The following is a 14,946-nucleotide window of genomic DNA, read 5'->3' on the forward strand; positions in this document are numbered from 1 at the left end:
GTGGGTGTATTTTTTTATCTGACATTTGGAGAAACTATTCTTTCCGTGCTGGGTCTTGTGGGTGTGCCTCTTATATTTAACCCACAAGGAGCCCTTCACGGACAGGGGCCGGGACGGCACGGATGGTCAGGAAGCCGAGCGGTTCCCGGGCCAGCCGGGCGTGGCGTTCGGGATCAACTGAAGCGGAGGCCTCAGGTGGCCGGCCCTCGCGCAACTGCTCGATCAGGAACCCCGCCTCGCGCAGTTCCTCGCAGGTGCGTTCCAGCGGAGCCAGCCAATACCGCACCTTCCAGCCGCGGCTCCAGACCTCCTCGACCACCCGGACGTCGAAGTAGTTGCCGCCGTGCCGAAGCCAGTCGCCGGTCGGATGCTGCCTCGACAGCACCAGCGCACCGTCCGGCCGCAGCACCCGGCGCAGTTCGCGCAGCGCGCCCACCCGGTCGTCCACGTACTCCAGCGCGAGGGCGAACAGCACCTGGTCCACCGACGCGTCCGGCAGCCAGGTCAGCGGTTCGGCCAGGTTCTGCACGCGGAACTCGCCTGAGGGCACCCGTTCGCGGCTCAGCTCGACCATGCGCGGGCTGAGGTCGAACCCGGTCACCCGCGCGCCGCGTGCGACCAGTTCTTCGGCGTAGAGGCCCGGACCGCACGCGGCGTCGAGGACGTGTTGTCCGGTGACGTCGCCCAGCAACTCCAAGCAGGCCGGACGGTCGTAATGCGCGTTGTAGAACCCGTTCTGCGCGTGGTCGAGGAATTCGTCGGCGAACACTTCGTATTGCGGAAAGGAACCCACTGCATCGCTCACCCGCGCCAGTCTGCCCGCGCGGGCGCGTTCAGCCGAGCAGTTTTCCGGGGTTCAGGATCCCGGTGGGGTCCACCGCGGACTTGGCCGCGCGCAGCACGTCCAGCCCGATCCGGCCGATCTCCGCCTCCAGGTACGGCGCGTGGTCGACCCCGACCGCGTGGTGGTGGCTGATCGTCCCGATGCCGGTGATCGCCTCGCACGCCGCCGCTTTCGCGCGCCGCCATTGTCCGACGGGATCGCGGTCGTCGCGCGAAGTCAGCACGGTGAAGTACAGCGACGCACCGGTTTCGTAGGCGTGCGAAACGTGGCACATCACGATCGCCCGGCCCAGCGAGGCCACCAAAGCCGCCCGCACCGCGTCGTGCAGTTCGTCCAAATTGGACCAGTAGGCCGCAGTCTCCAGGGTTTCCACGCACACCCCGAGATCCAGCAGCGCGTCCCGCTGGCGCGGTCCGGAGAACCGGCCGTGCCGCCACGATTCGCCGAGCACCTTGCCGATCCGCAACGCACCCGAACGCCGCAGCATCGCCGACGTCCGCCTCCGCCGTCGCGCGACGTCGCCTTCCCAGCCGACGATCAGCAGGCACGGGTTCTTGATGCCGCGCGCCGACAGGTACGTCTTCAGCGCTGCGGTCTTCACCCCGGCGTTGAGCGAGAACGACACATTCGTCTCGTCCACATCGGACAGCCGGGTGACGTCCGCCAAAGCGTGGTCCTGCGCGAGTTTCCGCACCGCCGCCGCGCCGGCGTCCCAGCCGTCGACGATCCAGCCCTCGTAATGCCGCTGCTCAGGCAACGGCCGGACCCGCAGCGCGACCTCGGTGATCACGCCGAGCGTGCCTTCGCTGCCGATCGCGAGCTGCCGCAGATCCGGTCCGGCCGCGGACGCCGGCGCGACACCGAGCCGCCACTCGCCCTTGGGGGTGGCCAGCCGGACCCCGGCGACCATGTCCTCGAACCGGCCGTAGCCGGACGACGCCTGCCCGGCCGACCGCGTGGCCGCGAATCCGCCGATGGTCGCGCGCTCGAACGACTGCGGCACGTGACCGAGCGTGTACCCGTGCGCCGCGAGCAGCCGTTCCGCCTCCGGGCCGCGAACGCCAGCCTGCAGCACCGCGATCCGCGACACCGGGTCCACCGACACCAGCTCGTCGAGCCGCACCAGGTCCAGGACCACCACCGCCGCCTTGTCCCCGCGCAGCGCCGCGACCCCGCCGACCACCGAGGTGCCGCCGCCGAACGGGATGACGCCGATGTCGTGCCGGACGCAGATGTCCAGCACCGCCTGCACCTGGTCCGGGTCGGCGGGCAGCAGCACCGCGTCGGGCACCGGCACCTCGTCGCCCGCCCGCGCGTGCAGGAGGTCCAGATAGGACAGACCGCTGGCACGGCCGAGCCGTTCCTGAGGATCGACCAGCACGTGGTCCGCGCCGAGAAGTTCCTCGAATTCGGTACGGACGGGCACAGTCAGCGCGGACTCGGCGACCGGACCCGGAGCGCCGGTTTTCCCGCCTCGATCCGGGCCGACCTGGCCGATACGCTGGCCAAGCCACCGGACCGCGCGCTCGGGCAGTCCGGCCGAGGCCCCGGCCTCTTCGGTCCACGAACGCCGGATGCGGTGGTTGATGAGATCGCTCACGACTACAGTGTGACACATGGACGTCAAACGTCACTCCCGACCGGGAGCGGCCCCCTCCGCACTCGCGGACGCCCGAAGCCGCCCGACCTCGGCCCGAGTCGCCGACGACGAGCTTCTCGACGCCGCGCGCCAGTGCGTGCTCGCGGTCGGCGTCCGCCGCACGACGCTCGCCGAGATCGCGCGAACCGCGCAGGTCAGCCGCATGACGGTGTATCGGCGGTTCCCCGATGTGCGCAGCGTGCTCGCCGCGCTGATGACGCGCGAGTTCAGCGGCCTGCTGCAACGCGTGAACGAGACCGGCGACCACGCGGCGCACGCCCGCGACCGCATCGTGCACCTCGCGGCGGCCAGCGTCGGCGCGCTGTCGGCCGATCCGCTGTTCCGGACGCTGCTGGACGTCGACGCCGAACTGGTGCTGCCCTACATCGTGGAGCGGCTCGGAGCGACGCAGCACTTCGCTGAGCAGGTGCTCCGGGGCCTGCTCGAAGAGGGGCACCGAGACGGCTCGGTGCGCTCCGCCGAGGTCGGCGCGCAGGCGCGATCGGTGTTGCTGGTCGTGCAGTCGTTCGCGTTCTCGCTGCGCCCGGCCACCGCCGACGTCGACGAGGCCGCACTGCTCGCCGAGTTCCGGCACCTGGTCGAAGCGGGGTTGAAACCATGAGCACCGGATCACTCAACGCGCGCCGCCGCGAACGCGAACTGTCCCGGCTGGTCGACGGAGAACGGGTCGACGTACTCGTGGTCGGCGGCGGTGTCACCGGCGCGGGCATCGCGCTCGACGCAGCCGCACGGGGGTTGTCCGTCGCGTTGGTGGAAGCGCACGATCTCGCGTTCGGCACGTCGCGCTGGTCGAGCAAGCTCGTGCACGGCGGATTGCGGTACCTCGCCAAGGGCGAACTCGGGCTCGCGCACGAAAGCGCCGTGGAGCGCGGGATTCTCATGACCCGCACCGCGCCGCATCTCACACGCGCCATGCCACAGCTTTTTCCGCTCTATCCCGGCACTTCCGCCGCGCAACAGGCTTTGATCGCCACCGGGCTCCGGGCTGGCGACGGGTTGCGCCGAGCCGCGCGTACGCCGTCGTCCGTGCTGCCTGGACCGCGGCGCATTCCCGCCGCCGAAGCGCTGGCCCTCTCCCCCGGCCTCGCTCCCGCCGGACTGCGCGGCGCTCTGCTGGCGTACGACGGCGCCCTGGTTGACGATGCCCGGCTGGTGGTCAGCATCGCCCGCACGGCGGCTTTGCTCGGCGCTCGCATCCTCACGCGTTTGTCGGCGGTTTCCTTGTCCGGCAACGAAGCCCGGGTTCGTGACGGCTCTTCGGAATACACGCTGCACGCACGGCAAGTCATCAATGCGACCGGCGTGTGGGCGGACACTTTGACTGATTCCGTCCAGCTTCGCCCTTCCCGCGGCTCGCACCTGGTGCTCGCGCCGGACACCATGCGGGTCGGAGCCACGTCGGTCAACATCCCGGTTCCCGGCGAGACCAACCGGTTCGTCTTCCTGCTTCCGCAGCTCGACGGACGAGTCTACTTAGGACTCACCGACGAACCGGTGTCCGGCGGCGTGCCCGATGTCCCGACGGTTCCGGAGTCCGATGTGGACTTCCTGCTCTCGACAGCTTCTTCGGTCCTGAACCACCCGTTGACCGCCGCGGACGTGATCGGCTCGTACGCGGGGTTGCGGCCGCTCGTTTCCGGTTCCGCCGGACGCAGCGCGGATCTGTCGCGCAAGCACGCGGTGATCACCGGCTCCGACGGCGTGCTCACCGTGGTCGGCGGGAAGCTGACGACGTACCGGCGCATGGCCGAGGACGCCGTCGACGCTGCTCTGACGCACGCCGGGCTGCCTGCTGGCCCTTCGCGGACCGCGAAGCTGCCGCTGCTCGGTGCCGCACCGCGATCCCGACTGTCGCTTGTGGACGCTCCGGCGCGGCTGGTGGCCAAGTACGGCACCGAAGCACCCCGCGTGGCGGCACTCGGCGAACTGGAACCGGAATTCGCCGCCCCGCTTTGCTCGGCAACGGAAATCACCGCGGCCGAAGTGGTGTGGGCCGTCCGCCACGAGGGCGCGACGACTGTCGAGGACGTCCTCGAACGCCGCACCCGGCTGGCCCTGGTGCCCGCCGACGCCGAAGCCGCCCGCGAGCGGGTGGCCGAGCTGGTGGAGAAAGCACTGGCCGGACTCGGCTGATCCCCTAACCCCAATGTGGCATTGGGTGCGTCAGACGCACCGAACGCCACATTGAGTGCGTCGCACGCACCCAATGCCACATCGGGGTGGGCTACCGGCAAGGCAGCTTGACGGGTCGTTGGGTTTTTGCAACAGTGCGGTCCATGAGCCCGGTGCGGCGTGGCAAGGAGCTGCCGATCCACAACCGGCTGCCGGTGCTGCGCGCGGAGCGCGGGATGAGCCGGGCGGAACTCGCCGACGCGGTCGAGGTCAATCCGCAGACCATCGGGGCGCTGGAGCGCGGGGATCACTATCCGAGCCTCGACCTGGCGTTGCGCATCTGCGCGGTGTTCGGCCTGCCGGTGGAGTCGGTGTTCAGCCGCGCGGCGTTCGCGGACCAGGTCGATCGGGAGGGGGACGCGTGACGCTGGAGATCGACGGGATCCGCAAGCGGTTCGGCACGAAAACGGCGCTCGACGGCGTGAGTTTCACCGCGGCTCCGGGCGAGCTGTTCGGATTCGTCGGCAGCAACGGGGCGGGCAAGACCACCACGATGCGGATCGCGCTGGGCGTGCTGGCCGCGGACGCCGGCGAGGTGCGGTTCGCCGGGCAGCCGGTCACGCACGACACCCGCGCGCGGATCGGGTACATGCCGGAGGAACGCGGGCTGTACCCGAAAATGAAGGTCCTCGACCAGCTCGTCTACCTCGCCGAATTGCACGGTCTCAGCACCAACGACGCGCACCGCGCCGCCGAATTGTGGATCGCGCGGCTCGGGCTCGGGCCGAGGCGCGAGGACGACATCCAGAAGCTCAGTCTCGGCAACCAGCAACGCGTGCAGCTCGCCGCCGCGCTGGTGCACGATCCGGCGCTGCTGGTGCTCGACGAACCATTCTCCGGCTTGGACCCGCTCGCGGTAGACGTGCTCAGCGGCGTGCTGCGGGAGAAGGCGGCGACGGGCGTGCCGGTGGTGTTTTCCAGCCATCAGCTCGACCTCGTGGAGCGGCTGTGCGACCGGATCGGCATCATCCGCGACGGCCGGATGGTCGCGGTCGGCACCGTGGACGAGCTGACCCGCGACGCCGGGCGTCGACTGGTCGTCACCGCACCGAACGCGAATCCTGGTTGGGCGGCAACGGTTTCCGGTGCCCGTGTGCTCGACAACCACGGCACCACGACCGTGCTGGAGCTGTCGCCGAGCGCCGACGACCAGGCCGTGCTCGCCGCCGCGCTGGCCACCGGCCCGGTGACGGAATTCAGCCACCGCCGCCGTACTCTCGCCGAACTGTTCCGCGATTCGGTCGCCACGCCGGGAGCACCTCGATGAGCCGGATCCGTCCCGCCCGCGCGGTGCGGCTGGTGGCCAAACGCGAACTCAACGCACGGCTGCGCACCCGGTCCTTTGTGATCAGCACCGCGGCGATGCTGGTGCTGTTGCTGGGTTACATCGCCCTTCAGGCGTTCCTCGCCGGAGACCGGGAGACGACTCGGGTCGCGCTGGCCGGGCAAGCGCAGGGCATCGCCACGCAACTGGCGAACAACGACCGGCAGCTCAAGATCGTCCCGGTACAGTCCGAATCGGACGGTTTGGCTCAGGTCCGCGACGGCAACGTCGACGCGCTCGTCTCCGGCAGTGCTTCCCGGCCGAGGGTGATCGTCAAGTCCACTTTGGATCCCCGGCTGCGCACCGCGCTGGACAACATCGCACAGCAACAGGTGCTGGACGCTCAGCTGTACGCCGCGAACCTCGACCCGGCCGCCGTGCACCAGGCGGTCTCCGCCACCCACGCCGACGTGCAAGCTCTCGAACCAGTGGATCCGCAAGCCGGAACGAAACTCGTGACCGGGATCGTGGTCGCGATTTTGCTGTACCTCAGCATCATGACCTACGGAATGTTCGTCGCGCAGGGCGTGGTCGAGGAGAAGTCCAGCCGAGTGGTGGAGATTCTGCTCGCGACGGTCCGGCCGGTGCACTTGCTGCTGGGCAAGGTCGTCGGGCTCGGCCTGGTCGGACTGGCCCAGCTCGCGATACTCGCCGTGGCGGGTTTGGTGGCAGGCGCCGTTTCCGGAGTGTTCTCGATTTCGAGCGTCGCGCTGGGGACGCTGGGCTGGGGACTCGTCTGGTATCTGCTCGGTTTCCTGCTCTACGCCATGCTGTACGGCGCGGCCGGCGCGCTGGTGTCGCGGCAGGAGGACACGCAGGCGGTGGTCGGGCCGGTGAATATCGCGCTGGTGATCGGGTTTGTCGCGGGGATCAACCTGCTGACGCAAGCGCCGAACGGGGCGGCGACGAGGATCGTGTCGTTGATTCCGTTGCTGTCGCCGATCCTGATGCCCGCACGGATTGCGCTGGGGGCGGTTGAGCCTTGGGAAGTGGCGCTGTCCTTGGTGCTGACGGTGGTGCTGATCGCAGTGGTCACCTGGGCGGGGGCGCGGGTGTATCGGAACGGGGTGCTGCGGGTCGGCAGCCGGGTGCGGCTCGTGGACGCGTTGCGGCGTTAGGACACGCGGCTCGGCGTGGGATCCGCGTGGTAACTCTGGTTGACCTCGATCAGCCCGTCGAGCGCGGACCGTGCCTCGGCGAGGCGATCGTGCCGTCTCGCACCCGGTGCCCGCCCTGTCGGGACCATGGTGACCAGCGAGAAGACCGTCCTGTGAGGACAGTCAGGACCCGTTCTGGCGACCGGATACCGAAACCCACGCGGACCCCACCAGCGCAGCACTACGACCCCGTGATCGCCCCGTACCGCTGCAACGCGACCTGCCGCTCCTCCGCGTGATCGACAACCGGAGCCGGGTACTCCTCCGGACGCTCCTTCAGCACATGCACCGCTTTCCCTTCCACCCCACGCAATTCCGGCACGTACCGGCGCACGTAATCGCCCTGCGGGTCGAACTTCTGGCCCTGCGTCGTCGGGTTGAAGATCCGGAAATACGGCGCGGCGTCCGTCCCGGAGCCCGCGACCCATTGCCAGTTCAGCTGATTCGACGCCAGATCGCCGTCCACCAGGTGCTTCATGAAATGCCGGGCACCCCACCACCACGGCAGATGCAGGTCCTTCACCAGGAAACTCGCCACGATCATCCGGACCCGGTTGTGCATCCAGCCCTCGGCCAGCAACTGGCGCATTCCGGCGTCGACGATCGGGTAGCCGGTCCGCCCCTCGCACCAGAGCGTGAACATCTCCTGTGCGATTTTCCCGGTGTCGTAACGCATTCCGTCGAATCGGCGGTCGTAGTTCTGCCGAGCGGTTTCCGGCCGGTTCCACAGGACGTCAGCGTGGAACTCGCGCCAGCACAGCTCGGAGCGCAACGCCTGTGCGCCCTCGGATCGTTTTCCGGACAGGTCGGCCAGCATCGTCCGCGGGTGGATGGCTCCCCAGCGCAGATAGGGCGAAATCCTTGTGGTGCCGGAATGATCCGGACGGTCGCGTTCGGCAGCGTAATCCGCGAGGCCGTCGGAAAGAAAATCCTGCCAAACAGCCAACGCGGCTTCCTCCCCCGCTGGCGGCAGCTCGCACTCCACCTCCGGGGTTTTCGGCAGCGAAGCCGAAGAGGAAGGCTTGATCCAGTCCACAATAGACGCGTCGGTCTCCGCAGGACGAGGCCAGCCGTGCTGCGCCCAAGCGCGATAGAAGGGGGTGAAGACCCGATACGGGGTGCCGTCCGGCTTGGTGACCCGTCCTGGCGTCACGGCGTACGGAGAACCCGTCTCCACCCACTGAATTCGATGCTCCGCCAACGCGGAAGCGACAGCTTCGTCGCGCTTTCGCCCGTATGGTGCGGTATCCGCAGAGACGTGCACCGCCGCCGCCCGGATCTCCCGCGCCGCGGCGACGACTTCCCGCACCGGATCGCCATAGCGCACCATCAACCGGCCCGACAACGCTTTGTCCAGTTCCCGCAAGGAATTCAGCAGAAACGCGACCCGCGGCGAACCGGCTGGTTTGAGCAGCCGGTCGTCCAGCACGTACAGCGCCAGGATGTGCTTGCTGTGCTTGGCCGCCTCGAACAGCGCGGCATGGTCTCGCAACCGCAGGTCCCGGCGGAACCACAGTACGACCGGCGCTTCCATCGTCATGCCGCACAACGATAAACGCCCCGCCGCGCGAAAGCACGGCGGGGCGTTTCACCAAGCAGAGGCTCAGCGCTCCGACATCGGGGTGTAGTCCCGGGAGGCGTGGCCGGTGTAGATCTGCCGCGGGCGGCCGATCTTGGTCTGCGGGTCGTTGATCATCTCGCGCCAGTGCGCGATCCAGCCGGGGAGCCGGCCGAGCGCGAACAGCACGGTGAAGAACTTCGTCGGGAATCCGAGCGCCCGGTAGATGAGACCGGTGTAGAAGTCCACGTTCGGGTACAGCTTGCGCTCGACGAAGTAGTCGTCGGAAAGCGCGGTCTCCTCGAGCTTCTTGGCGATGTCGAGCAGCTGGTCGCCGCCCTTGAGCTTGCCGAGGATCTCGTCCGCGGTGTTCTTGATGATCTTCGCGCGCGGGTCGTAGTTCTTGTAGACCCGGTGCCCGAAGCCCATGAGCTTGACACCCTGCTCTTTGTTCTTCACGCGGTTGACGAACGTCGCGACATCGCCGCCGTCGTCGCGGATGCCCTCGAGCATCTCCAGCACCGCCGCGTTCGCACCGCCGTGCAGCGGGCCGAACAGCGCGTTGATGCCCGCCGAGATGCTGGCGAACAGGTTCGCCTCGGACGAGCCGACGAGCCGCACGGTCGAGGTGGAGCAGTTCTGCTCGTGGTCGGCGTGCAGGATGAACAGCAGGTCGAGCGCCTTCGCGATGTCCGGGTCGACCTCGTACGGCTCGGCCGGGAAGCCGAACGTCATCCGCAGGAAGTTCTCCACCAGGCCCAGCGAGTTGTCCGGGTACAGCAGCGGCTGGCCGACGGACTTCTTGTACGCGTACGCCGCGAGCGTCGGCACCTTCGCCAGCAGGCGGATGGTGGACAGCTCGACGTTGGGCTCGTCGAACGGGTTCAGCGAGTCCTGGTAGAAGGTCGACAGCGCGGAAACGGCGCTGGACAGCACCGGCATCGGGTGCGCGTCGCGCGGGAAGCCGGAGAAGAACGCCTTGAGGTCCTCGTGCAGCAGGGTGTGCCGCTGGATCCGCTCGGTGAAGTCGGCCAGCTGGGCCTCGGTCGGCAGCTCGCCGTAGATGAGCAGGTAGGACACCTCGATGAAGGTGGACTTCTCCGCCAGCTGCTCGATCGGGTAGCCGCGGTAGCGCAGGATGCCCGCATCACCGTCGATGTAGGTGATGGCCGACGACGCGGCGCCGGTGTTGACGAACCCGGGGTCGTAGGTGATGTACCCCGTCTGCGCCAGCAGCTTTCCCAGCTCGATACCCGGCGCGCCCTCGACCGGGTTGACGACCTTGAACTCGTGCTCGCCACTCGGCAGGCGCAGCGTCGCGGTTTCGCCGCCGGACTGCCCCGCATTCGTCGCGTCGGACATGCAGGTCCCTCTCACGTTGGGCACGGGACGGCGGCGTCTGCGGGTTCCGCAGTAGCCACGTGTTCACGCGAGGAAACACGCGCCTCGCTGCACACCGCCCCGCTGGGTATGAATTCACCACTACGCTAGTCGAAGGGTGGGTCAGTCCGCACTCGCTGCGTTGCCCCAAAAGGCCCCATTGGGACCAGGTTCACACGGTGGCCGCCATATCCGCGACAGTCGGCGGCTCCGCTCCGCTGCGGGAGACCGTGATCGACGCCGCTTTCGCCGCATAAGCAAGCGCTTCGGTCCACGCGCCGGCGTCGAGTGCGGCCAGGTCGCGCACGGTGCGCTCGTGCAGCCAGGCCAGCAAAGCGCCCTGCACGGTGTCGCCGGCGCCGATCGTGTCCGCCACCGCGACTTTGCGGGACGGGACGTGTGCCAGCTCACCAGCCGAAGTGATCACAGACAAGCCGTCCGCGCCCCGGGTGAGCACGACGGCGTCCACACCGGACTCCACCCACGACTTCGCGGCGGCCACCGGGTCCGCTCCCTCGGCGAGCCACTCGGCGTCGTCGTCGGAGATTTTGAGCAGCCGCACGTCCGGCAGCCACGACGCGAAGCGCGCGCGATAGGCCGCCGGATCGGTGATCAGCGCCTCCCGGATGTTCGGATCGAGCACAGTCAGCGTCCCACGCGCGGATTCGCGGCGCAGAATTCGCTCGTACGCGCTCGCGCCGGGTTCCAGCACCATGCCGAGCGTTCCGAGCGACAGCGCGGTGGTTTCTTCCGGCAGCGCACCAGGATCGGAGACCAGCCGATCGGCGGTTCCCTCGACGTAGAACGTGTATTGCGCGGCACCGCGTTCGTCGAGCGCCACGACGGCGAGCGTCGTCGGCTCGTCGCCGCGCTGCAGCAACGAAGTGCCGACGTTCGACGCGGAAAGGCGATCCACCAGCGCGACGCCGAACCGGTCAGTGGAAATCCGGGACAGGAACGACGCAGGAACACCGAGCCGGGCCGCCGCGAGCGCGACGTTGTACGGCCCGCCGCCGAGTCTCGGCAGCAGCGCGCGCAACCCACCGTCCACAGTGGAATCCAACGGTTCGCCAGGAACGAGGTCGACCAGCGCCTCTCCACCCACCACGATCACAAGCGGCGAGTGTAGAGGAACCGGCGCTGACAATTCCTGTCCGCGGACGGACAAATCAGTTCTTGTCGAGTCCGCCGAGCAGAAGTTCGCCGAGCGCGGTGAACGCTTCCGCGTCGGATACATCGGTGCGGCGGCCGAGCACGCCGGTCTGAATGCCTTCGATGATCAGTCCGGTCATTTCGGCCACGAGCCGCGCGTGCACGTCACGGAACACCCCGTCGGCGACGCCCTTGTCGATGAACGCGCGGATCCGGCGCGCGGCGGCACGGCTGTTGAGCTGATAGGTGTCGCGGGCGGGCGCGAAGGCGGCGATGTCGGCCATGAACTCCGGCGACGCCCGGTTCAGATGCTCGGAGACGCCGGAAAGGTACTCGCCGATCAGCTCGCGGGCGTCGTCGATGCCCGCGATCCGCTTCTCCAGGCGTTCGGCGGCGTCGCGGAAGAAGTGCGCGACGACCTTGACCGCGAGCTGTTCCTTGCTCGGCGCGAGCGCGTACAACGTCGACTTCGAGCAGCGAAGCCGGGCAGCCAGGTCGTCGAGTGTGAAACCGGCGAAGCCCTCCGCCAGGAACAACGCCTCGAGGTCGCGCAGCAGCGCCTGCTGCCGCGCGGTAGGCCGGCGACGGGCTTCAGGGGTGGACATCACGTCACTATCTCCTATCGATCAGGGACAGTCCCGCTCCGCATACGGTACTCTCCATCATCCGTCAGTACTGTTTTCAGTACCGCCGTCTGGGAGGAAGCCATGCCGGTCGACCGTCTGCTGCCGACGCCGGAGTCCGAGGACCTGCTCGCACTCGTCACGGAAATCGCCCGTGACGAGCTGAAACCGCGCGCCGCGGCCGGCGAGGAGGCCGAGGAGTTCCCGCGCGACCTGTTCACGCTGATGGGCAAGTCCGGCTTGCTGGGCCTGCCGTACTCGGAGCGCTGGGGCGGTGCCGAGCAGCCGTACGAGGTCTACCTGCAGGCGCTGGAGGAGATCGCCGCCGCGTGGATGAGCGTCGGCGTCGGACTGTCGGTGCACACGATGTCCTGCTATGCCCTCGCGAACTACGGCACGGAAGAGCAGCAGGACCGCTGGCTGCCGGACATGCTGGGCGGCTCGCTGCTCGGCGCGTACGCCCTGTCGGAAACGCACGCCGGTTCGGACGCCGCGGCGCTGTCCACCCGCGCGCGGCTGTCCGAGGACGAGTACGTCGTCAACGGCACGAAAGCATGGATCACCCACGCCGGGGTCGCGGACTTCTACACGACGATGGTCCGCACCAGTGACGACGGCGGCCACGGCATCTCGTGTCTCCTGGTCGACTCGTCGACTCCGGGTCTCTCGGCCGCCCCGCGCGAGCGGAAAATGGGTCTCACCGGGTCCCCGACGGCGCAGATGCTGTTCGAGGACGCCCGCGTCCAGGCCGACCGCCTCATCGGCGGCGAGGGTTCCGGGCTGAAGATCGCGCTGGCGTCGCTCAGCTCCGGCCGTCTCGGGATCGCCGCGTGCGCGGTCGGCCTGGCGCAGGCAGCGCTGGACGAGGCCGTGGCGTACGCGAAGGGCCGCACGCAATTCGGCCGCCCGATCGTGGACTTCCAGGGCGTGGAGTTCTTGCTGGCCGACATGGCAGCGACGGTCGAATCGGCCCGCGCGACGTACTTGGACGCCGCTCGCCGGCGCGACCGCGGCCTGGACTTCCAGCGGCAGTCGTCCATCGCGAAGCTGGTGGCGACGGACGGCGCGATGAAGGTGACGACGGACGCGGTCCAGGTGCTCGGCGGGGCGGGCTACACGCGGGACTTCCCGGTGGAGCGGTACATGCGCGAGGCGAAGGTGCCGCAGATCTTCGAAGGGACGAACCAGATTCAGCGGATGGTGATCGCGCGTTCGCTGAAGAACGCCTAGTCGTCCTGGTTGTCGTAAGCCGCGCGGGCGGCGTGGACGCGGCCCGCGTTGGCTTTCGACCAATCCGCGATCGCACCGGTCAGTGCGCCGATCTCCAGGCCGAGGTCGGTGAGCGCGTACTCCACTCGCGGCGGGATCGTCGGGTAGATCGTGCGGCTGACCAGCCCGTCGCGTTCGAGGTTGCGCAACGCCTGGGTGAGCGATTTCTGCGTCACCCCCTCGACGCGGCGGCGCAGCTCGGTGAACCGGAGCGGCCGATCGCAGCTCCGGAGCAGGCCGAGGACGTAGAGCGTCCATTTGTTCGCCAGCACGTCCATCACGGTGCGCGACGGGCACGCTTTCGCATACTTGGTATCCATTAGGTACCTATAGATCGTTGGGGTGCCTTCTTCCCAAACGATACCGGCGGCGAGCAGGATCGTTGGATGATCTTGGTTACCGGAGCTACTGGCAAAGTGGGGCGAGAGGCCGTTCGGCTGCTCGGGGACGTTCGGACGCTCGTCCGCGCCCCAGCGGGCGGTGCCGATGAGGTGGTCGGCGATTTCGACCACCCGGGCACCCTCGACGCGGCTCTGCGCGGTGTCGACACCCTCGTGCTGATCGGCCCCGCGGTGGCGTCGCAGACCACGGTGCTCGATCGCGCGGCCGCGCACGGGGTGCGGCACGTTGTGCGGGTGACGAACCACAAGGCGTTCACGGATTCGCCTGTCGCGCGGCGGCGGGAGCATGGGCGGATCGATGCGCATCTCAAGGCTTCGGGGATGGCGTACACGCTGCTCGCGCCGAACTTCTTCATGCAGAATCTGCTGGCGCTGGCACCGGAGATCATCGCGACCGGCGGCTTTTCGCAGTCCGCGGGGGACGGCCGGATCGGGATGATCGACGCCCGGGACGTCGCGGCTGCTGCTGCCGCGATCGCTGCGGCTCCGGAAGAGCATGCGGGGCGGACGTATTTGCTGACTGGACCGGAGCTGGTCACGTTCGCCGATGTGGCGCGGGAATGGGCTTCGGCGACGGAGTCTCCGGTGGAGTATCGGCGGATCTCGACCGAGGAGCACCGCGCGGCGATGGAGTCGAACGGGGTGCCGGAGCCGGGGTCGAACGCTCAGGTTTTCTCGCTGCTGGCACAGGGGGACGGGGCCTGGTTGAGCGGGGATTTCACTGCGGTGACCGGGGGCGCGGCGCGGGGGTTGCGGGAGTTCTTGGCGGACCAGGTTGGCGGAAAGTGTCGTACCCCTCGCTTACCGTGAGCGGCATGGACACCAGGACGCTGCCGCGGCAACTGCTTTCGATCAAGGAATACCTCGCGCTAGGCGAGGTCGAGCCAGGATTTACCGAACTCGTTGAAGGCCGTCTGGTGTTCTCGCCGAGCCCGGGCGCACGGCACAACCGCGTGACGTACGCACTCGCCTCCCAGCTGCACGAGCAACTATCGGATGACTTTTACGTGGTGCCGAGGGTCGATATCGACCTTGGCCTCGCACCGGACGGGGCACCGGGTTTCTCCCGGTGCCCCGATCTCCTGGTCGCCACGTCGGCCGCGATCGCCCGCACTCGCGAAGAAGATGTCCTCCGCGCCGAAGACCTCGTCCTGGTGGTCGAGGTCGCCGCGCCGGATTCGAAGCGCACCGACTACGTCACGAAGCACAAGGAGTACTCCGACGCCGGAATCCCCTTCTACTGGATCCTCGACCTCGACGACCCGGTCTCGCTCGTCGCCTGCCGCCGAGCCGGGAAGCTCGGCTACCAGGACGCCTCGGCGGTCACGGGAAAATTCCGCACCGCCGAGCCGTTCCCGTTCGAACTGGACCTCGCCGCTTTGCTTCGTTGATACGGCTAGCTCAAC

General features: G+C 68.4%; 15 protein-coding genes. 8 read left to right on the plus strand and 7 right to left on the minus strand.

Features of this window, described 5'->3' with window-relative positions:
• Positions 1–76: 76 nt before the first annotated feature.
• The gene (locus ACWGIC_RS28660; RefSeq protein WP_452079032.1) at positions 77–805 is read right to left on the minus strand and encodes a class I SAM-dependent methyltransferase; all 729 of its coding nucleotides are present in this window, start codon (positions 803–805) and stop codon (positions 77–79) included.
• Between the two features lie 28 nt (positions 806–833).
• Positions 834–2,444: an FAD-binding oxidoreductase gene (locus tag ACWGIC_RS28665; protein WP_452079033.1), complete on the minus strand. Its 1,611-nt coding sequence runs from the start codon at positions 2,442–2,444 to the stop codon at positions 834–836.
• Between the two features lie 16 nt (positions 2,445–2,460).
• On the opposite strand from ACWGIC_RS28665, the gene ACWGIC_RS28670 reads away from it, so the two are divergent.
• The 5 genes from ACWGIC_RS28670 (at position 2,461) to ACWGIC_RS28690 (ending at position 7,118) form a co-directional block, all read left to right on the plus strand.
• On the plus strand, positions 2,461–3,105 hold the full coding sequence (locus tag ACWGIC_RS28670) for a TetR/AcrR family transcriptional regulator (protein WP_452079034.1): 645 nt from the start codon (positions 2,461–2,463) through the stop codon (positions 3,103–3,105).
• Complete coding sequence (locus ACWGIC_RS28675) at positions 3,102–4,637, plus strand: glycerol-3-phosphate dehydrogenase/oxidase (protein ID WP_452079035.1); 1,536 nt, start codon at positions 3,102–3,104, stop codon at positions 4,635–4,637. The genes ACWGIC_RS28670 and ACWGIC_RS28675 overlap by 4 nt, the downstream gene beginning before the upstream one ends.
• Before the next feature lie 143 nt (positions 4,638–4,780).
• Entirely contained in the window at positions 4,781–5,041 is a 261-nt protein-coding gene (locus ACWGIC_RS28680; protein WP_452079036.1) for a helix-turn-helix transcriptional regulator, read from the plus strand.
• 2 nt (positions 5,042–5,043) lie between these two features.
• Positions 5,044–5,943 carry an ABC transporter ATP-binding protein gene (locus tag ACWGIC_RS28685; RefSeq protein ID WP_452079086.1) on the plus strand — a complete coding sequence of 300 codons (900 nt, stop codon included), beginning with the start codon at positions 5,044–5,046 and terminating at the stop codon, positions 5,941–5,943.
• Positions 5,940–7,118, plus strand: coding sequence for an ABC transporter permease (locus tag ACWGIC_RS28690; protein ID WP_452079037.1), 1,179 nt, complete (start codon positions 5,940–5,942; stop codon positions 7,116–7,118). Before ACWGIC_RS28685 ends, ACWGIC_RS28690 begins: the two co-directional genes overlap by 4 nt.
• 220 nt (positions 7,119–7,338) lie before the next feature.
• On the opposite strand, the gene ACWGIC_RS28695 is transcribed toward ACWGIC_RS28690, so the two are convergent.
• From ACWGIC_RS28695 to ACWGIC_RS28710, 4 genes are all read right to left on the minus strand, one after another.
• Complete coding sequence (locus ACWGIC_RS28695; RefSeq protein WP_452079038.1) at positions 7,339–8,697, minus strand: cryptochrome/photolyase family protein; 1,359 nt, start codon at positions 8,695–8,697, stop codon at positions 7,339–7,341.
• Positions 8,698–8,760: 63 nt separating this feature from the next.
• Positions 8,761–10,077, minus strand: a complete 1,317-nt coding sequence (locus ACWGIC_RS28700) for a citrate synthase (protein WP_182889565.1) — start codon at positions 10,075–10,077, stop codon at positions 8,761–8,763.
• Between the two features lie 190 nt (positions 10,078–10,267).
• Positions 10,268–11,209, minus strand: a complete 942-nt coding sequence (locus ACWGIC_RS28705; RefSeq protein ID WP_452079039.1) for a carbohydrate kinase family protein — start codon at positions 11,207–11,209, stop codon at positions 10,268–10,270.
• A gap of 55 nt (positions 11,210–11,264) precedes the next feature.
• Positions 11,265–11,852, minus strand: coding sequence for a TetR/AcrR family transcriptional regulator (locus tag ACWGIC_RS28710; RefSeq protein WP_037715779.1), 588 nt, complete (start codon positions 11,850–11,852; stop codon positions 11,265–11,267).
• A gap of 102 nt (positions 11,853–11,954) precedes the next feature.
• On the opposite strand from ACWGIC_RS28710, the gene ACWGIC_RS28715 reads away from it, so the two are divergent.
• A complete protein-coding gene (locus tag ACWGIC_RS28715) occupies positions 11,955–13,100 on the plus strand; it encodes an acyl-CoA dehydrogenase family protein (protein WP_452079040.1) in 1,146 nt (381 codons plus the stop codon).
• Here the strand turns inward: ACWGIC_RS28715 and ACWGIC_RS28720 are convergent.
• The gene (locus tag ACWGIC_RS28720; protein ID WP_452079041.1) at positions 13,097–13,459 is read right to left on the minus strand and encodes a winged helix-turn-helix transcriptional regulator; all 363 of its coding nucleotides are present in this window, start codon (positions 13,457–13,459) and stop codon (positions 13,097–13,099) included. The genes ACWGIC_RS28715 and ACWGIC_RS28720 overlap by 4 nt on opposite strands.
• 66 nt (positions 13,460–13,525) lie before the next feature.
• Between ACWGIC_RS28720 and ACWGIC_RS28725 the strand changes: the two genes are divergently transcribed.
• The gene (locus ACWGIC_RS28725) at positions 13,526–14,350 is read left to right on the plus strand and encodes an NmrA family NAD(P)-binding protein (protein WP_452079042.1); all 825 of its coding nucleotides are present in this window, start codon (positions 13,526–13,528) and stop codon (positions 14,348–14,350) included.
• Between the two features lie 5 nt (positions 14,351–14,355).
• Positions 14,356–14,931, plus strand: coding sequence for a Uma2 family endonuclease (locus ACWGIC_RS28730; protein ID WP_452079043.1), 576 nt, complete (start codon positions 14,356–14,358; stop codon positions 14,929–14,931).
• Positions 14,932–14,946 lie beyond the last annotated feature (15 nt).

It is taken from the genome of Amycolatopsis sp. NPDC054798 (assembly GCF_053611505.1).